The sequence below is a fragment of the Bdellovibrio sp. HCB-110 genome (assembly GCF_047323225.1).
GTDB lineage: Bacteria > Bdellovibrionota > Bdellovibrionia > Bdellovibrionales > Bdellovibrionaceae > Bdellovibrio.
The window spans coordinates 2592024-2611615 of sequence record NZ_CP178750.1 but is presented as its reverse complement, the minus strand read 5'-3'; the positions used below and the strand labels follow the sequence as shown (position 1 = coordinate 2611615).

12 protein-coding genes are annotated in these 19592 nt (G+C 45.8%); 10 read left to right on the top strand and 2 right to left on the bottom strand.

From position 1 onward, the window contains the following. The first annotated feature begins 106 nt into the window (after positions 1-106). From ACL934_RS12495 to ACL934_RS12450, 10 genes are all read left to right on the top strand, one after another. The gene (locus ACL934_RS12495; protein ID WP_413612350.1) at positions 107-1510 is read left to right on the top strand and encodes a tail fiber domain-containing protein; all 1404 of its coding nucleotides are present in this window, start codon (positions 107-109) and stop codon (positions 1508-1510) included. Beyond that, positions 1507-2247, top strand: coding sequence for a hypothetical protein (locus ACL934_RS12490; protein ID WP_413612349.1), 741 nt, complete (start codon positions 1507-1509; stop codon positions 2245-2247). The genes ACL934_RS12495 and ACL934_RS12490 overlap by 4 nt, the downstream gene beginning before the upstream one ends. Before the next feature lie 34 nt (positions 2248-2281). Beyond that, complete coding sequence (locus ACL934_RS12485) at positions 2282-3292, top strand: hypothetical protein (protein WP_413612348.1); 1011 nt, start codon at positions 2282-2284, stop codon at positions 3290-3292. A gap of 215 nt (positions 3293-3507) precedes the next feature. After that, positions 3508-3918: a hypothetical protein gene (locus tag ACL934_RS12480; RefSeq protein WP_413612347.1), complete on the top strand. Its 411-nt coding sequence runs from the start codon at positions 3508-3510 to the stop codon at positions 3916-3918. Between the two features lie 207 nt (positions 3919-4125). Continuing rightward, complete coding sequence (locus tag ACL934_RS12475) at positions 4126-8472, top strand: beta strand repeat-containing protein (RefSeq protein ID WP_413612346.1); 4347 nt, start codon at positions 4126-4128, stop codon at positions 8470-8472. Between the two features lie 13 nt (positions 8473-8485). Beyond that, the gene (locus ACL934_RS12470) at positions 8486-9523 is read left to right on the top strand and encodes a hypothetical protein (RefSeq protein ID WP_413612345.1); all 1038 of its coding nucleotides are present in this window, start codon (positions 8486-8488) and stop codon (positions 9521-9523) included. 18 nt (positions 9524-9541) lie between these two features. Next, the gene (locus ACL934_RS12465; RefSeq protein ID WP_413612344.1) at positions 9542-9946 is read left to right on the top strand and encodes a hypothetical protein; all 405 of its coding nucleotides are present in this window, start codon (positions 9542-9544) and stop codon (positions 9944-9946) included. Between the two features lie 248 nt (positions 9947-10194). After that, positions 10195-10743, top strand: a complete 549-nt coding sequence (locus tag ACL934_RS12460; protein ID WP_413612343.1) for a hypothetical protein — start codon at positions 10195-10197, stop codon at positions 10741-10743. Next, the gene (locus tag ACL934_RS12455; protein ID WP_413612342.1) at positions 10733-15913 is read left to right on the top strand and encodes a tail fiber domain-containing protein; all 5181 of its coding nucleotides are present in this window, start codon (positions 10733-10735) and stop codon (positions 15911-15913) included. The genes ACL934_RS12460 and ACL934_RS12455 overlap by 11 nt, the downstream gene beginning before the upstream one ends. A 15-nt stretch (positions 15914-15928) precedes the next feature. Further along, positions 15929-16963 carry a hypothetical protein gene (locus ACL934_RS12450; RefSeq protein ID WP_413612341.1) on the top strand — a complete coding sequence of 345 codons (1035 nt, stop codon included), beginning with the start codon at positions 15929-15931 and terminating at the stop codon, positions 16961-16963. Here the strand turns inward: ACL934_RS12450 and ACL934_RS12445 are convergent, their stop codons facing one another. Together ACL934_RS12445 and ACL934_RS12440 are read right to left on the bottom strand one after the other, a co-directional pair. Then, positions 16964-18985, bottom strand: a complete 2022-nt coding sequence (locus ACL934_RS12445; RefSeq protein ID WP_413612340.1) for a hypothetical protein — start codon at positions 18983-18985, stop codon at positions 16964-16966. Then, the gene (locus ACL934_RS12440; RefSeq protein ID WP_413612339.1) at positions 18985-19521 is read right to left on the bottom strand and encodes a hypothetical protein; all 537 of its coding nucleotides are present in this window, start codon (positions 19519-19521) and stop codon (positions 18985-18987) included. Before ACL934_RS12440 ends, ACL934_RS12445 begins: the two co-directional genes overlap by 1 nt. Between the last annotated feature and the right edge of the window lie 71 nt (positions 19522-19592).

Here is a 19592-nt window from a genome sequence, read left to right as displayed (position 1 = left end):
TATTAATGTTTCATCAAGAATCGATCCCCAAAAAACGGGATCGATATTGTTGTTGATTTGTGTCTAACAACTTTTTCGAGATGAGTTTTATTCCGATATTAAACTCATGATGAAACCATCTCGTCTTCTCGAAAACTCTAGCGGCATAGGCCTAATCGAAGTCCTCGTTGTGGTCGGAATTGTTAGTATTATTGCTTCAGGCATGACTAGTCTTTTGGTAGGTACGGTCAAAGGTCAGCGAAGCATTCAAGCTAAAGACCAACAGCGCGAGGTGATGGGAGAGATTCGCAGTATTCTTACAGATAAAGCAGCTTGTGCAAACACCTTTACTGGAAATAATCCCAGTTCGACTTTTACCGTTTCTCAGATTAGAGATGGAGCGAATGCAAATAGGTTTGTAGTTGGCGGAACTGATAGTTCAAATCGTCTTCAATTCACTGAATTCAGGGTCGACTCATGGAGAGCCGATCCCGCAAATTCTCAACAGGGTATCGCCGATCTACACGTTGTTTTAGACAAAACGGGGGATATCCAAGGCGTTAGAAATATTTCTCAGAACATTAATTTGCGAATTAGAACAGATGCTTCAGGCGGTATTTTGGAATGTTTCGCTTTGGGGGGAGCCTTTGAGTTTTGGCAGCCAAGTCCCGTAAATCCCAACAACATCTTCTTTGGAGGGGGATGGGTAGGAATTGGCGGCAATTCTCCTAGGGCGGCATTAGATGTCGTAGGGGCTACTCGATTAAGAGCTGGTGCTCCGATCAATGATGTTGCTGAAGTGGGTCTTGCTTTTGAAGACAACGGCGACACAGGACTCTTCATGACAAATTACTCAAGTCCCTCGACGGGGGATTTAAATCTTTATACTAACGCAGTCCCAAGAATGACGGTATTGAGTAATGGAAATATTGGAGTCGGGACTACGACTCCTTCTTATCGTATGCATATAGCCGGAGGCCAACTTGTTGTTGCCGATACGGGGAGTGCTGCCATTCCATCAATAGGTATCGGGGATAACAATACCGGCTTATTCAGATTAGGTGCTGGCGCTGGAATTGGCATTAGTGCAAACGGCGCAGAACGAATGCGGGTTGATGCCAGTGGTAATGTCGGGATAGGAACGGCGGCTCCGGGCGCAATGTTGGATGTGGCAGGGGAAATCCAAGGACAGGCATTTTACTATTCATCGGATAAAAGACTAAAAAAGAATTTTCGAGTGATCGAAGATCCTCTTCAAAAAATTCAGAAGATGAATGGATATTCATTCGAGTGGAAGTCAACTGGACGCCGGGATATTGGATTTGCGGCGCAAGAAGTGGAAGAAATATTTCCAGAGTTAGTTGGAGAAAATCCTAACACCCACTTAAAAAGTGTCGAATACGGAAATATGACTGCGGTCCTTGTCGAGGCCACAAAGGTTTTAGTGAAACAAGTAGAGTCGCAAAAACATGAATTAGAAGAGTTGCGTAAAGAGGTCGCTAGATTAAAAAAAGAAAAGAGTAAAAAATGAAATCTCTTATGCTGTTTTTAATTTTGTCCGTAGGAGCATTCGCGGAGTATCGCACCAATAAGTTGAACACTCTTAAAGTTCTTCCAGGTGCGGAAATCATTTTTGAACGATATGAGCTAAAAAAAATTATTAAAAATGAATGCACACGAGGAGTTGTTGTCCCCTCTGAAACGTTTAAAGAATTTAGTAAGTTTATGCAACATAAGCCTGCTTGTGTGATCATTTCAGATTACGTCGCACCACCGCCGCCTCCTCCACCGCCTCCAGTAGTCGCGCCTCTTTCGACGGGAACGCATTGTGATATCGGAGGGCCGTGGGGTTGGAGATCTCAAGACAGTGTATGCCCTGTTGGTACGAATCCGATTGCTCCAGGAACGAATGGCATCATCTGTCCAGCTGGATGGGCACAGTTCAACAATGGCTGCTATATTTCCAACAGTGATCCCCGTCGTCAGATGAGTGGGTGCGCTACGAGTGACCCTGCAGATGAATGCTGCGTTTATCTGTGCGATGCAAGTGCTCCTCCGTTGAGTTGGACTTGTATACCATGGGACACGGGCGGATTCGAATCGAGTGTGACTGAGTGCAGGTGCACTAACAATTTTGGCGGCACTAAGATGGTCCAGTACTATCCAGGCTCAATGGGAACATGCACAAAGTGGGGTACTGATCCTTGGGGTGACCCAATGTGTACCGCGTGGGGGCCGCCAACTCCACCTAGTTGTGCAACGCCTTAATAATTTTAATTAAAGACAACGATTGAATGGAGAAATGATGAGATTTAGTTTTTTATTAATATTATTCGTTTGTGTAAGCGGATGTTCAACAGTCATGCACAAAAAAGATCCCAGAAATCCGGCATCGGTTTGTTCTGGCAGTTTTTGTGTCGGTGATAAAGTTATTTATCAGGGAGATAGGGTAGAGTACGTATCGTTTGCAGGTGAAATAAAACTTATTTCTGGCAATGACGTGGCTGTTAGCGATCCCATGGGACTTAAAACGATCATTGTAAATATTAGCGAGATTCGAAAGGATGACGGTTGTATTGACTCCTCGTTAGACACCATATCCCCATTGTGTTCCGGTGACTCTTTTGCCGTCTTGGACTCGAAGGGAGATGTTCAAAGTTATAAAATGTTTGGACCTCGTCGTGAGTGGGATGATTTTCAACGAAAACCGGTCGATAAAATCGTTGCCCGAATCTATTCAGAAGAAAAATCCTACGTAATTGAAAATGTATTCCTAAATAGGGAAGGAACGTGCTCGAGAAGTCGAAAATTTTGCGTGGGAGATACATATAAAAATAGTTTTCAATTAGAGGACAGAATTGTCGGAATCGCGGTTCTTCATAGCAATGACTCACCTAAAATGATCGTAAGTTTAGGTGAATTTAACGGTAAAAAAGTGATTCTTGATGAAAACGCAGCGCTAGCAAGAAAAGAAGGCTTAGATAAGGCGGTTTATTCTGGAACATATAGAGTAAGTCCGTATAACTTTGCCCGTTCAACCAACGAAAATAAAGAGCTACGTCTGTATCGACAGTATGCTCTTGAAGGGATTGCTAGATTCTGTAAAGAAAAAATTTGGGATGTTGGCATTGTTGGAAATGAAGGCGCTCTAAAAAAACAACTTGCCGACAATATTAAAATTGAAAACTGTGAGATGAAAAAGTTTAAGGTCGAAGATAATACAGCCCTGTTTGGAATGAGTGGATATGCCATGAAGCTTGTGTGTCCTAAATTTGACGTTCAAATTAAATGTAGTCATCCGAATCTTAAGTAGTTTTTGCGGCCTGTCTTACCGGCCGAGATTTGCGAAATTTAGTTTTACTTTTGAAGGCTGTTCCCGTTGTAAGGGGAGCAGCCTCTTTGTAAAAGCTTACCCTTGCAATGTCGTTTTGTCTAAACGCTGAACAGTCTAAAAGCACGGCACTCAAATAGATTCATTAATGCGGTTGGAATATTTATCGCATGTGGGATAAGCAAAAGGACTAATATATGAAAACGTTTTTGTTTGTTTTAATGACTTCTTTGATTGGGGCGTCTTCTTTGGCAAATGCAAAATCTATCGATATCGCTAGATGTGATTCAGATTGCTGGGTGGATCGCGGAGATCTTAGCGGTGTAGGCCGTAAGTGCTTCATGTTTTATATTTCGCAAAACGGTGCGAATAACTTCAGTGCAAGAATGATGGGTGGTTATGACGATGCCGGAAACCCTAATATTTATGATCTTGGCTCAGTCGTGAAGGGACAAGATTCCAGTAATGGAGTTATTTGGACTGTTCAAAGCAGTGATGCGGTTAAGTCCATTCGTTTTGTGAGTGATAGTTCTCTTAAAAATGGAGCTTGTGTCGTCACAGACATCTATAATAGGCAGTATCGAGGAATTTCTGTTTCTCCAAGATAAAATTGTCTCGGAACTGTGAATAGTGGCAAGCTGGTTTTTCGCTTCGAAACCAGCTTTTTTATTTATCATCTGTTACAAATAAAAAATCTCCTGATTTTATCATCTACAAAAATGTGGGCGACTATAGTCGGATTCCCATAATGGCGGGATCGATAATCATGCGGGCCCCCTCTGTTAAGGACAAAATAAGAACCGATAAAGATTCATATGAAAAACCACATGTGGATCGTAACAGTAAAAATCGTGTTAGCCCTTCTGGTGTCTTTGACGGTAGAAGCATCTCCACTACGACTGACTTATCAAGGCCGTATTATGAAAACGGATGGGAGTCCGTTAGAATACAATAACGTCAGTTTCATATTTCAGGTCACGAATCCGGCGGGATCTTGCATCATCTATCAAGAACAAGTGACCGGTTATAGTATGGTGAACTCCGGCGGTATGTTTGACGTAGCGATCGGTGAGGGAACGGTCAGTTATCCACTCACTGGTAATTTTTCGATTTTAGATTCTTTTAATAATTCATCAACGTTTACCTGTGGATCTTGTAGCGGTTATACTTGTACAGATGGATCTGCGAACTATGCAGCTTCTGCTGGAGATACCCGTAAACTTCGTGTGCAATTCTATGATGGCAGTGGATGGAAGACGATTTCTCCGGACAACGTGATTCGATCAGTTCCCTTTGCTGGTTACGCTTTGTCAGCACAAAAACTAGGAAACAATGTAGCCAGTGACTTTGTCGCAAAAGCAGGTCTTCCCGATTGCAGTGGTGGGAAATTCTTAACTTGGAATGGAACTGCTCTTGTCTGTAGTACAGTTTCATCGGGTTCGAGTGGAACTGTCACAAACGTCACCGGCACAGGTCCCGTCAGTGTGGCTACAGGGACAACAACACCTGTGATTTCAATTGCGACTGCCAATACAAGCACAACAGGTGTTTTGAGCTCAGCGGACTGGAATATTTTTAATGCTAAATTAGGAACGACGACATCATTTTCTGGTGATGTGAGTGGAGCCTACAACGCGACGAGTGTTGATAAAATTAAGGGTAAAGCTGTTGCGCAAGCGGCGTATGCCGCGGGACAAGTTCTTCGTTATGACGGAACAAGTTGGATCAATGCTCTTATCGATGCCTCGACGGATTTAACTGGAGCCCTTGCCGTTGGGAATGGCGGTACAGGAGCGACAACGGCTGCAGGAGCAAGAACAAATTTAGGACTTGGCAGTGCAGCCACAGTGAATACAGGATCTGCGGCGGGAAATATTCCAGTTCTTGGAATTGGTGGTTTAGTAGCCAATCAACTTTGTACTTCCGATGGAACTGCGAGTGGGATTATTTGTAATACGACGATGCCAACAAGTTCACAATGGACGACATCGGGTTCAGACATCTATTACAACACAGGAAAAGTTGGAATAGGAACAACGACTCCCGCAACAAAACTAGATGTAGGTGGTGCTGTTCGAGTAGGAACGGATGCCACGTCCTGCGCGGCGGGAATTGCCGGAGCCATTCGCTATAATGGTGGAAATGTAGAATACTGTAATGGCACGGCATGGACGGCACTCGCAGCAAGCGGATCGGGCATTACTTCATTAAATGGTTTAGTGGCAAACACTCAAACTTTTGCACCACCCGGAACAACGGGAACTGCTCCTGCATGGTCATCAAGCGGTTCGGCGCATACCTTGAATGTCCCGATGGCTTCAGCAGGTGGAGTTACCGCGGGTCTTATTTCAAACACAGATTACGATGCATTCAACAACAAACTTGGAACGACAACATCATTTTCAGGTGATATGAGTGGCACATATAGCGCAACAAGTGTAGATAAAATCAAAGGCAAGTCTGTTGCGCCAGCCGCATATGCGACCGGACAAGTTCTTCGCTATGATGGAACTAGCTGGGTGAATGCTCTTATTGATGCTTCTACGGATTTAACAGGAACCCTTGCTATCGCAAATGGTGGTACGGGTGCTTCAACTGCTGCTGGAGCAAGAACAAGTTTGGGTCTCGGTACCGCGGCGACAGTAAACACGGGTTCCGCGGCAGGAAATATCCCAGTTCTTGGAGTTGGTGGATTGGTAGCTAACAAAATGTGTACTTCCGATGGATCTGCCAGTGGAATTATCTGTAGCACGAATATTCCAGCGGGTTCGCAGTGGACGACAAGTGGTTCTGATATCTACTACAATACGGGTAACGTCGGAATTGGGGCTACAAGTCCGCAATCTACTCTTCATGTGTATAAAGCGAGTGACGCGCAAATCATATTGGATTCAGGAGCAGGTTCTTCAGGCTTAGAGTTAAGAACTAATTCAACAACAGGTGGAGGCGGTTATATCGACTTCACAGCATCAGCAACGAGTTCAACCTCGCCAGATTTTGACTTCAGAGTTATTCGAAATACTAGTGGTCTTAGTTTTCAAACACCAGGCTCTGTAAATAGAATGCTTTTAGATGCTTCAGGCAACGTCGGCATCGGAACGACTTCTCCAGGAGCTCAACTTCAAACAAATACTTCAGCCGTTGGAGCTATAGGCCAGATCATCAAATGGGGTCAGGCCGGTCAAACTGCAAACCTTTTAGAATTCCAAAATAACATGGGAACTATTCTCTCTCGCGTCGATAAAGACGGTAAGTTTTATGGAGATGGTTCGGGACTGACCGGAATTACGGCCACACCTGCAGGCTCGACAGGGCAAATCCAATTCAACTCAGGCTCAAACACCATGGCTGCGGATTCGAATTTAAATTGGGACAATACGAATAAACGTTTGGGATTGGGCACAGCATTACCTTCGACAGTATTCGATGTTCAATCATCACCAGCTAATGATGCTTGGAGAATGAGTCCATCAAGTGGAACGGGACGTAACCGTATTTTGGACCTTTACTCAAATTCAGATCGTAATAATTCACCAGAATTTATTTTTGGCCTCGCTCCTACATCAGGCTGGGTCCATAATACTTTGACCGGTGCTTTTATTTACTCAAGCAAAAATGGAACGGGCACTTCTCAGCCCATTTACATCACTGCGGGTGACAGCGCAGTGAGTGCAACGCCACAAATATCAGTCGCGACGAATGGAAACGTCGGCATTGGAACTACTTCACCAAATACTACGCTTGACATGAACGGTGCTCTTTCCGTACGTGAAATAGCGGCACCAGCTTTATCACCAACAGATCAAGGTCGAATCTATTTCGATTCTACTGCCAACAAATTCAAAGTTTCTGAAAATGGTGGAGCATACGTCGATCTACTACCCACAAGCGGCGGGTCTATCGGCGGTTCGGGCTCGGCAGGAAAAATTGCGAAGTTTACAGACTCAGGTACGATTGGTGATTCAGCTCTTACCGAATCAAGTGGCAGTGTTGGTGTTGGAACAGCTAGTCCTACGGCTTTGGTTCACGTGAATGGTGTCGTTTCTGATACGACTGAAGCTTTCAAAATTACAGATTCTTCAGCGGCGGGATCATTTCTGAAAATCCTCGACGGAACGTCTATCAACGGACAGATGATTCCAATGATTTGGGGTAAGAGTATAGGAAGTGGTTCGCCGGATAGATCGGGGCTCTATTTTATTGGTGAGCCTGGTCAAGATAATGCTAATTCGCCGGCTATTATATTTGATGGTCGAAGAAATGGTGGATCTGTTGCAAACTCTCCACTTGTTTCTTTCCGTTCACTTGGAACGGAGAGAGTGGTGTTTATGCCGTCGGGCAATGTGGGTATCGGCGTTAGCAGTCCTGGCGCGAAACTCGAAGTTGCAGGACAAGTAAAAATCACAGGTGGTACTCCGGGTGCAGGAAAGGTCTTAACTTCTGACGCTTCGGGTTTGGCAACATGGGAAACACCTGCAGCATCGGGAACCGCCGGCGGAGATTTGTCAGGAACCTATCCAAATCCAACTGTTGCAAAGATCAATGGTAATGCAGTGGCCTCAACGACACCAGCTACAGGGCAAGTGATGCGTTGGAGCGGAACTGATTATTCTCCAGTGAATTTTGGTGTCAGCCACTTACTGTCGGCAACAGGTGCGCAACAATTTGCGAACTCATCATGCTCGGCTTCACAAACTCTCACATGGTCATCACTGACTGATACATTTACTTGTGCGAATATCGCAGGATTAGATGCCAGTACTATCTCGACGGGAACGATCAATGCCGCCAGACTTCCTGCACAACCTTTTGTGATCGGTGGAACATTCGTTGGAGTTTTAGCAAACAGCCAAGTTCTAACTCAGTTTCCATTTCCTATCAATGTCACAATTCCTGCAGGCTGTACGAACAGTCGTTTTGAATTTTCAACGGCGGCAACGGCAAGCACGACGATCTCCCTGCAGAAATGTACAGGAGCAGGGTTTACTAGTTGTACACAATTTGGAACGGCCGTCGTAAGTGCTTCTGGCAAAGTGGCTTCGTTCACATGCGCCTCGGCGACTTCATTTACGGCGGGAACTGATTCTTTAGTTGTACTTGGACCAGCAACCGCAGATGCAACGGCGGCTACAGCGGGATGGGCAATTTATGGAACTAGATAAGGAGATTGTTAAAATGAAACTCTGCAAATGGATCGCAATCGCAACACTCGTATTGAGTCAGTCGGCACAGGCGACGATTTTATGGGCTGGAGGAGAAGAAGGAGATTTTTCAGGGGGTACCTTGTGCTTGGAGGCATCAAATGGTATTTGGAGAGGAGGCTACGCAAGGGGTGCTCTCTACAATTGTGGTTCTGGAATTGGCAAAAGTGTTGCGTTCTCTGGCGGGACGATTACATCTGGATGGCTTTCTTCACAAGTTCGATTTTGGGGGATACCAACTTCGACAAAACTTTTTGGCTTTGGGAAGTTGGGAACAGATGATGGAATCTTTGTTGGAATAGCTTCATCTAACCAATATAAGGTAGCGATTTGGAAGGTTGATGGGGGATCTTGGACGGAATTGGCATCTGCAGCTGCGGCATCGTTCTCTAACGGACCGATTTTCAAGATAGACATGCAGGTTATAAATTACGGATCTAGTGGAACTGTTAACGTGTATATCAACGCCTCCGCCAATCCGGTTTTGACCTATACAGGCAATATTTCAACCGCAGCGACATCGAATCTTAACGGTGTTTTTGCTGTTGGGCCAAATAATAACTCTTCTGGGATGTCTGAGATTATCGCATCTGATGCTGACACACGGTTACTGTCCTTGGCGAGTCTGACTCCGAATGCGGCTGGCGACACCAATCAATGGACCGGTGCTTATACGGATATAGATGAAACTACAGTGAATGATACAGATCTTATTAATACCGCGACCTCGGGCAATGTTTTTCAATGCAATCTCAGTGCTCTGCCTACCGGATCTTGGCAAGTTCACGGCATTAAGATCACAGCGCGAGGAACGACAGTGGGGGGAGGCATTTCCTCAATAGCTCTCGGGGTTAAAACAAACGGCTCAAGTCATACGCAGACGCCAGTGTCACAGTCGGCCGTTTGGAGTCCTTTTGAAACGTCGGTATATACTACTAACCCAATCACTTCCGGCGCTTGGACTGCAACGGAGATTAATGCTCTTCAAATTCACATTCAGTCTGCTCCATAAGAAAGAGGTCAGTTCCGAATGTTTGACTTAAGACTTATTTTGCTCATTTTTGTTTTGACGGTCACGTCTTGGAGGAATGTCTTCGCAGATGTTTCATCCTCTAAGGCTGTTGGTTACTCGGTTATCGGTCCTCCAAGTGGAGTCGTGAGTTCCAAGGCTCTAGGCTATTCTGTTATTGGTCCTCCGAATGGAGTGGTGAACTCGAAAGGTCTTGGTTACTCGGTTATTGGTCCTCCGAATGGGGTGATTACGTCCAGCGTTGTCGTTTACGCTGTTGTTGGGCCTCCGACGGCTCAGCCTCAACCCAGTATTTTTATCTTCACGCGAACAATCCCAAAACTTCCTTCTATTCTGGAAGTTATTAATTCTGATTTCTTACATTTACAAAATGCTGAGATGTGCAGGTATGGAGCAGGAATTTAGGAAAGTTTTCTTTCCTTGGATAGTTGCGGCTTGCTTGTTCTTGCATCATTTATCTATATCATGGTGAATGTTGCTCCCAATCTCGAGGGAGCAACGGCGTCGTGCCTCATACTAATGGGTTATAGATGTTCCCAATTTTTTTGGATAAGCATCGACCTTCGGATCGATTTGATTAAAAAAATGTATTCTATGTTAAAGAGCCTTTAAAAAAATGTGAAACTCACCGTTAAGTTTGCAAAGAGGTGAGTGTGGTTCGTTTAATATCGAAACTCCTTAATGTTACTGTTGCGATCTTGTCAATATTGACATTTGCATCGTGCACGCCAGCCTCTTCTCCGTTACCAAGCTCAGAAGAATTAATTAAAACGGAAGTTCCAACTTTCGATGGATCAGAAAATTACTCTACGACGACTTCTACAACCAGTTTTGTTCTATTAGGTGGCTGTGACCAGAAATCTTACGGATTGGAATACTCCTATGACGGCACTTCCTGGATGTTGTTAATGAATGACTGTGCCACAGGCAGATTCAGTATTCATCTTGTTGTTCGCAGTGTCCTAAATGTTTATGTAAGAGCTAAAACAAAAATGGGACACACCGCCGCAGCCAGAGCCACAGTGCGCTTTGTGCTTCCGCCGACGTCGCCATCCTTTCAGATCGTGTCTTCAGGGAATTCTGTTGAAGATATCGATAGAAAAATACAGTTCACATCAAGCATAGCGGGCGAAGAAGGACATTACACATCTCCCACTATGAATTTGCAAACGGGAGTGACGGGGATAACCTATGGTCCTTAAACTGTTGGGTGTAGCAACTTTATTTTTGGTGGGGCAAGAGCTTTGGGCTAGTAATAGCGTGCCACAACTCGTGCCGTTTCAAGGGCGTCTTACGGAAACAACAGGAACTCCGATCAACTATTCGGTGACCGTGAAATATCGAATTTATCCTCCAACGGGTTCTTGTTATATTTACGAAGATACACAAAATGTGACTCCCAATTCTTTCGGAATATTTTCAGTTCTGATTGGATCTACTGGAAATTCAACGGGGCCAGCCAATAATTTTGCACAAATCTTTAATAATAGTTCAGCCGGAATTTCGAACTCGTGTGCAGGTGTCTATATTCCGGTAGCCAATGATTGGCGCCGCATTGAAGTTCTTGTCGATGGTGTTCCATTTTCCGATATGCAAACGGTCGGTGCAGCTCCGTTTGCATTCAATTCGAACATGTTAGAGGGAAAACGCTCGACTGATTTCATTGTAAAGGATGCGAGCGTTACGCAAGCGGCATTGACATCTTTATTAAACGGTTCTGATGCGAGTTCCTTACATAATCACGATTCTCTCTATGCAAAAATTGATGGATCGAATTCTTACACGGGAAATATTTCGACTTCGGGAAGTATCGGAGTGGGTACAAGTTCCGCATCTGCCGATGTCGATATTCAAAAAAATTCTCCTCGACTGCGTTTGGGGGCGGCAACAGGTGGTGGCGGTGCCAGTTCTATTGAGTTCTATAGTGGTACGACAACTCAGCGAGCACGCATTGAAAGCAGTGAAAACTCAAATGTTCTAAAATTTTATACCGGCTCTGCAGAGGCGATGAGTATTGACTCCAATAAAAATCTTTATGTCGGTGGTTCTTTGAAGTCCAGCGGGACTGTCGGATTGGGAGCCTACACCGCCGCACAAGATGCAACACTCGTGACTCAGTTGACAGCAATAGGCGTGGGTGCGACGGGCTCTCTTTGGATTGAATCCACCTCGGGGCAATTGCGCTATTGGGATGGAGCCGCGGCAAAAACTCTTTTAAGTCAGGGTAATGCCATTGATGTCAATGCCTCTTTCGGTGGTGATGTCTCGGGAGCATATACGAATCTAACGGTGAATAAAATCAAAGGTCGTGTTGTTGATGAGACGGGCTTGGCTGCTAACAAGATTTTGAAGTTCGATGGAACGAAATGGATTATGGCGGACGATAACACTGGCTGGTCTTCCTCAGACGCCTCTTATTCTGCAAAAGGGATTGTGCAGTTTGATACTAGTGCTGCGGTTTCAGGAATAAATGTGGTTTCCGGGGTGGCGAGTGTGAATACGGGCACAGGTGCAAATCAGATTGTAAAACTCGATGGCACATCCAAACTTCCTGCAGTGGATGGAAGTCAGTTAACGAATTTAAATGCTTCGAATCTCTCTTCGGGAACTGTACCCGTTGCACGACTTCCGTCTTTTAATTCTTTGTCTCCGTTAACAACCAGAGGCGATGTCCTCGTTCACAATGGTACAAATAATATTCGTTTGGGAGTGGGAAGTGACGGTCAGGCTCTTATTGCAGATTCATCACAAGCTTCGGGAATAAAGTGGGCAGATATTCTTGCCACGGATATCGTGTCTTTGGCTACAACGGGAATTGTTCAGCGCAATGGTGCAGGATCTTATTCTACGGTGACTGTGAATGCTCCTTTGAATTATGCAGCGGGATCTTTGGGAGTGTCTGTTGGAACGACGGCAGGCTCTGTTGCGGCCGGTGATGACTCTCGTATTACAGGAGCTCTACAAAAATCCGGTGGCACAATGAGCGGCGCTATCAACATGGGTGGACAATATCTCGGATTAGGTCAGTACTCTTCGGATCCAAGTACAGCGGGATGGGGCGCTTCAGAAAAAGGTCGCTCTTGGTTTAATACAACGACAAATCAAGTGAAGTATTGGGACGGCGCTGTTGTTCAGGCACTTGGAATTTCGGGGGCTGTGTTTTCAGGTGATGTTAGCGGAATCTTGTCTTCAACGAGTGTTGATAAGATTAAAGGCAAAGATATCTCAGCGCCGACGGCCTCTGGCCAGTTTATGGTTTACGATGGCACCTCTTGGGTGAACGTCACAATGAGTAGCGACGCGACGATGAGTGCTTCGGGTGCCGTGACATTGGCTAACTCAGGTGTTACTGCAGGAACGTATTCTAAAGTTACAGTGGATGCAAAAGGCCGCGTGACAACGGCCACAAATATTGGTTCCAGCGATGTGACAACAGCACTTGGCTATAATCCTGTTAGTAAAGCAGGGGACAGCATGACGGGAGCCTTGATTCTGAACTCACAAAACGAAGTGCGTTTTGCAGATTCAGATTCAAGTAATTACGTGGGATTTAAATCTCCTGGTACAGTGGCCTCTAACAAAATCTGGACATTGCCGACAACAGATGGGAGTTCAGGACAAGTTTTAAGTACCGACGGTTCAGGAGCTCTATCTTGGCTTTCAGTCAGTGGTGGTACGGTTACCAGTGTTTCTTCGGCTACCTCTGACATATCTGTTGCAACGGGTACGACGACACCTGTCTTAACTTTGAATTCAGGAACAGGTGCTAATCAGATCGTAAAACTAGATGGCTCATCAAAACTTCCTGCAGTCGACGGAAGTCAGTTAACAAATTTAAATGCATCAAATCTTTCCTCAGGAACTTTACCTGCAGCACGACTTCCAGCTTTAACAGGAGATGTGACGTCGACGGCGGGAAGCAACTCTGTCACTCTGAATACTGTCTCCATCGCAAAAGGTGGTACGGGCCAAACAACACAAACGACCGCTTTCGATGCGTTGTCTCCATTGACAACGAAGGGCGATGTTCTAGTTCACAATGGAACGGATAATATTCGCCTGGGGGTGGGTAGCGATGGTCAAGCTCTCGTCGCAGATTCTTCCCAAGCTTCGGGAATCAAATGGGCTGATATTTTAGCAACGGATATTTTATCACTCACGACAACGGGGATCGTTCAACGCAATGGTGCAGGATCTTATTCGACTGTGACAGTGAATGCGCCACTAAGCTATGCCGCAGGAGCATTGGGAGTGTCGCTCGGAACATCTGCGGGCACAGTCGCAGCAGGAGATGATTCCCGTATTACGGGAGCTCTACAAAAATCAGGTGGCACGATGACTGGCGCTATCAGCATGGGTGGACAATATCTCGGATTAGGTCAGTACTCTTCGGATCCAAGTACAGCGGGATGGGGGGCCTCTGAAAAAGGCCGTTCTTGGTTTAACACAACAACAAATCAAGTGAAATACTGGGATGGCTCTTCTGTTCAAGCTATCGGAATTTCCGGTGCTGCGTTTTCAGGTGATGTGAGTGGGACCTCGTCTTCAACAAGTGTTGATAAGATCAAAGGCAAAGACATCTCAGCACCGACGGCCTCCGGCCAGTTTATGGTTTACGATGGCACATTATGGGGCAATGTCGCGATGAGTGGCGATGCGACGATGAGTGCTGCGGGTGCAATGACACTGGCGAACTCCGGTGTTACTGTGGGAACGTATTCTAAAGTCACTGTCGATGCCAAAGGTCGGGTGACAACTGCAACAAATATTGGTTCTAGCGATGTGACAACAGCACTTGGCTATACTCCTGTCAACAAGGCAGGGGATAGTATGACAGGGGCTTTGACATTGAATGCGCAAAATGAAGCGCGTTTTGCAGATTCAGATTCGAGTAATTATGTGGGATTTAAATCTCCTGGAACTGTTGCAGCAAATAAAATCTGGACACTCCCTGCTTCCGATGGAACTTCAGGACAGGTTTTAAGTACAGACGGTTCGGGAGTTCTTTCTTGGGTCTCCGTCAGTGGCGGTGGTGGTACAGTTACAAGTGTTTCTTCAGCTAGCTCCGAGATATCCGTTGCAACGGGTACGACGACACCAGTTTTAACTTTGAATACGGTTTCAATCGCTAAGGGTGGTACAGGTCAAACAACACAAACAACAGCTTTCAACGCTTTATCTCCACTAACAACAAAAGGGGATGTTCTAGTTCACAACGGCACGAATAATATTCGTCTCGGTGTGGGGAGTGATGGTCAAGCCCTTGTCGCAGATTCTTCCCAAGCTTCGGGTGTCAAATGGGCCGATATTTTAGCAACGGATATTTTATCGCTCACGACAACGGGGATAGTCCAACGGAATGGTGCTGGATCTTATTCGACAGTGACGGTGAATGCACCACTCAGTTATGCAGCGGGAGCGCTGGGAGTCTCAGTCGGGACCACAGCAGGTACTGTTGCGGCGGGCGATGACTCCCGTATTACGGGAGCTCTACAAAAATCCGGTGGCATGATGAGTGGTGCCATCAATATGGGTTCTCAAGATCTCACAAGCGTTGGCAATATTGCGATGTCTTCCAATAAAACTCTAGGGCTTTCAAGCAATGCCGCAGATCCGGGTTCCCCTTCAGTTGGGCAAGTTTGGTACAACTCAACAGCAAATACAATCATGTATTATGATGGCTCTTCTGTAAAAACTTTGGGAGTCACGAATTTAGATAGTGCAAAAATTTGGGTAGGAAATGGTTCCAATGTGGCTACGGCTGTTTTCATGAGTGGAGATGTCAGTATTGACAACGCAGGTGCTACAAGTCTTGGTTCTGGCGTTGTAACGTCTGGTAAAATTTTAGATGGCACTATCACAGGATCCGATGTCAATTCTTCAGCGGCTTTGTCGGTGGCGTCTGTGAGCACGAGTGGAAATATTTCGATCGGTGGTGCTTTAACAGTGACCTCGAGTATTTCAGCTCCAAGTTTTAATTACACGTCGGATCGCCGATTGAAAACGAACATTGTCGAGATGTCAGGTTTAGAGACGATTCTAAAACTTCGTGGCGTTCGTTTTAACTGGATTAAAAATGGTCAGCCTGAAGTAGGTTTGATTGCGCAAGAGGTGGAAAAGGTTGTGCCCGAGTTGGTCATTCAAGATCCAAAAACAGGTTTGAAAGCTGTGAAATATGGAAACATTGTGTCTCCTCTTATCGAAGCGACTAAAGAGATCTATGGTTTGTGTCTGGAAAATCGTAATGAAACCCAGGGCGTGGTTCGTGAAGTGGCGTCTTTAAAAAATGATGTCGCTGACTTGAAGCGAGAAAATGAGTTTTTGAGAAATGAGATTCAACAAATTAAGCAGATGCTGGCAAAAGAAAAATAACCAGAAAGTGATGGTATGAAACGGACAGTGCATTTTATCATGGGAGTCTTTCTTTTTTTTCCTTTGACACCAGTAAGAGCAGATAATGGTCACATTGTTTGCGCCAATGGTTCCACCAGTTGTCCTCAGTCGCCAGACGCCTACACTCAGAATAATCCCAAAGAAATCACGGAACACGCCGTTTGCAGACAGGTGACCAACACGAACATCTATGCTGTGCTTGTCCCCACAGCCACGGCTAGTGAGTGGGCTAACTTTTATAACAATCCTCCCAGTGGAGTGACTGTTGCAAGTTGTAATACTTGCTCGGGCTCTCAGACTATCACTGCAAGTACCACAACTTGGGCGGTGCCCACAGGATGCACCTCAATCACAATCAAAGCTTGGGGCGGCGGCGGTGGTGCTGGTGGAGCTTCCACAAGTAAATCTGGTTCCGGCGGCGGCGGTGGTTATTCCACAAAAGCTTTAACCGGTTTAACACCAGGAGAAACTTTCACCATCACAATCGGACAGGGCGGCACCGCTGGAGGTGCGGGAGCAGGCACTGGTGGCGGTGGAGGATATGCAGGAGGAACTGGTGGAACGACAGCCGCAGGTTCTGACGGGACGGGCACTGGAAATATCAGTGGAGGTAACGCTCAGGGATCAGGAACTGCCGGAGGAAAAGGAAATTACGGTGGTGGCGGAGGAGGCGGGCTCACTTCCAATCGTGGCGGCGGTGGCGGGGGAGCAACCACAGTGACTCAGAATACAGGAACTGTCTTACACGTCATCGCAGGTGGTGGCGGCGGCGGCGGCGGTGGCGAAAGCCCCGCAAGTGGCGTCGGTGGAGCCGGTGGAGGAGGTTGTGGAGTTGCTGGGTCTAATGCCACGTCTTCAGGAAACAAAGGTGGCGGCGGCGGTGGCGGAACTTGCGTTGGAACAACGACGGCTCAAGGAAGTAGTGTCACTCCAGGAAATTCAGCAGAGGCTGGAACTTCAGCAGCCGGAGGGGCGGCTGCGACTGCGTCAGCCGGAGCTGCAGGACAAGTCATCATCTCTTATCCCTAGTTATTTCATGGCGTCTTGAAGGCCGAACTCATACATGAAACTCAAATAGTGACCTGATAAATCCACAGAGTTCGGAAGTCCGATGGGATCGTTCGTATCATATTCTGCATGTTCTGAGTTGTAAGTATATCCCAGAAGTAATTTTCCCAATTCCGAAAGTTTGTAAGTTCCAAAAAAACTACCCTTGTAAGAGAACAGAGTCTTAAGTGGAAGACCATTCGGAGTTCCCAAATCCTGCAACCCTTGATAGTAAGAAGCTTGAAGTTGCAAACCCATTTTTTCTGAAAGCGCCAAAAAATAAGCCATACGCAACTCTGGCCCCATGCTTTTTAAAAGTTTGACTTCAACCGCCGTAGTAAACGGATGAGTCAAAACTTCCGGAAGCTCACGATAGGAATAACCCAACCAAAGACGAATGCGGGACTGGCTGCTAAGAATATAACGGTAGCCCAAGTGAATCCCTGCATTGTTAAAGGCGTGATATTGATCGGCCAGAAGAATACCTGCAGTGCCTGCCTGAAGAAGGGCACCCACTTTTGATTTGCGATGCCAGTAACCAAGGGCCAATTCACTTTCTCCGGAATACATTGTTTGATTCACAACGGAGTTGATATCGTAGTTGGATCCCTTCATTTTAGAGAACGAGGAAATCTGGCGCACCCATCCGTAGAGTTGAGAAGACTCTTCAGAAACCCCTAACTCCAACTTAGTGTAGCCATTGATTTTAAATTCTGTCGCGGAGGCAGGAGCTCTTGTCATGGATGTTGATTTTTCCCGAGGTGACAACGCTTTGACATACCATTTGTAAGTTTGTCCTGCGGGTAAGTTCACGATGATCCAAGGATCTTGGGTGATCCTTTGTTCGATCAAAGTGTCATCACCTGCGAATAAAAAGAATTCGTAGCGCTCGGCTCCGGCATCAGCCAGCCATTCAAAGCGAGTGGGTGACTGAATATCATCGGTGGACTCCACTTGGCCTTGGGGTTCAGGACTTAAGGGACGTGGAGGAGATCTGGCAATAAAGAAATTGGAAGGGGAACTCCATTCGGAGGGTACTTTGTCTCCTAAAACGTATCGGCTGCGAATTTCATATTCACCTGGAGCAAGTTTAAGAGAAAGCCCCGGACTGTAGGAGTCATATATGGAAGGTTCAGAGGTTTCATTGGATTTATCCACTTTCACTACTTCAAACTGATATTTCTCCGCATTGGAATTGGAGGACACTTTGATGTTGAGAATTCGTCCTGCCTCTGTCGTTTTAACCAAAGAGAAGCGATTGTAGCTGACTCCTTGGGTTCGCTTTAAAAAGGCGAAAGCATGAGTTTTATTTTGAACAGGAAAGACGCACCAATAGTACTGAGAGTCGATCTGCAACTCTTCACGGAGCCAATTGCGTTTCGTTAATAGAATGCGCAGGTTTTCGTTGTAATGATTTTTCAAAAGAAATAAATAGTATCTTGTGCCTTCTGCCTTGGGCCATTCGAAAGTAATGATCTCGGTTTTATCAGATTTTGCTTCCACCACAGCGTTTGGTTTTGGAAAAGCTGAATGAATGGGTGAAAAGTGAACCCAAAAGGACTGATACGCTCCCCATCGTCCAGGGAGCTTTGTTTCCGAGAGGGAGCGGGTACGGATTTGGTATTGGCCCGGATTCAGACGAAGGCGAATCACAGGATCTGTGGATACAGTTGTAAACTGCATGGGGCTGGCCCAAATGCGTTTATAAGGAATAACTTGCACTTCGTAGAAAGCCGCATTTTCAACAGTACCTAACGACACCTTCACGCTGCGGGCAGGGGTGTCTTGTTTGAAATTTTCCTCGGTGTCCATCTTGATATCACTCAGATTTAAATAGGCATCTTGAGTTTGTATTTCATTTTCTAAAGCAGGTGTGTTCTCAAATGCAGCACCGTCTTTAAGAAGATCGATGTAATTATCATCCTGCGATTGAACCCAAAACGGCGCAACTACCATCAAGAGCATACCTAAGGTGAGAAGATGGGCTGAGGACTTATTCATCATCAATTCTCGATGGATATTTCATTGATTGTGGGGGCCGTAAGATTTTTCAGCGGGAGGACTCGGACCTCATAGCGGGGGCTTAAAGCGCCCTCTTCGCTTTTTCTATTGATGGTTGAAAGCACGACAGAGTAAGGAGTGAAGGGACGGCCTTCATCGTAAGGAAGTTCTTTTAAATAAACTGTAGAACGCGAGGTTGTGTAAGTCTTGATAACATTTCCTTCAGTATCCAGAACTTGAAGGCGGTAGCGTGTGGCGTGGGGAACTTCGTTCCAAGTTACGCGAATTTCCCCCTCGTGATTTGACATCAGAGGTGTCGCGAGATTCGCGGAAAGACTGGGAGCGGGAAGAGGAGTATCAGCGGAATCTTGGGGGCATTCTTTGTAGACGATCTTTTCTAAAACTTTTTTGGGAGGCTCCGGAGTCACCGGAGAAACTGTCGAAGCATTTTTTGAAGGACTTAAGGGTGAAGCCAAAAAGCCAATGCAGATTCCAACGACTAAACCACCACTCGTGCTGAAGAAAGTTTTTTTATCCACTCGTTCATTCTACGTTGTGAGTTTTTCTTTAGAACAGTCTAGATTTTTTCAAATACATCAGGGGATTGGAT

What these genes read in the sequence shown, in the direction of transcription:
- ACL934_RS12495 (WP_413612350.1), top strand. Translation starts at nt 107, where the DNA reads ATGATGAAACCATCTCGTCTTCTCGAAAACTCTAGCGGCATAGGCCTA.
- ACL934_RS12490 (WP_413612349.1), top strand. Translation starts at nt 1,507, where the DNA reads ATGAAATCTCTTATGCTGTTTTTAATTTTGTCCGTAGGAGCATTCGCG.
- ACL934_RS12485 (WP_413612348.1), top strand. Translation starts at nt 2,282, where the DNA reads ATGATGAGATTTAGTTTTTTATTAATATTATTCGTTTGTGTAAGCGGA.
- ACL934_RS12480 (WP_413612347.1), top strand. Translation starts at nt 3,508, where the DNA reads ATGAAAACGTTTTTGTTTGTTTTAATGACTTCTTTGATTGGGGCGTCT.
- ACL934_RS12475 (WP_413612346.1), top strand. Translation starts at nt 4,126, where the DNA reads ATGAAAAACCACATGTGGATCGTAACAGTAAAAATCGTGTTAGCCCTT.
- ACL934_RS12470 (WP_413612345.1), top strand. Translation starts at nt 8,486, where the DNA reads ATGAAACTCTGCAAATGGATCGCAATCGCAACACTCGTATTGAGTCAG.
- ACL934_RS12465 (WP_413612344.1), top strand. Translation starts at nt 9,542, where the DNA reads ATGTTTGACTTAAGACTTATTTTGCTCATTTTTGTTTTGACGGTCACG.
- ACL934_RS12455 (WP_413612342.1), top strand. Translation starts at nt 10,733, where the DNA reads ATGGTCCTTAAACTGTTGGGTGTAGCAACTTTATTTTTGGTGGGGCAA.
- ACL934_RS12450 (WP_413612341.1), top strand. Translation starts at nt 15,929, where the DNA reads ATGAAACGGACAGTGCATTTTATCATGGGAGTCTTTCTTTTTTTTCCT.
- ACL934_RS12445 (WP_413612340.1), bottom strand. Translation starts at nt 18,985, where the DNA reads ATGATGAATAAGTCCTCAGCCCATCTTCTCACCTTAGGTATGCTCTTG.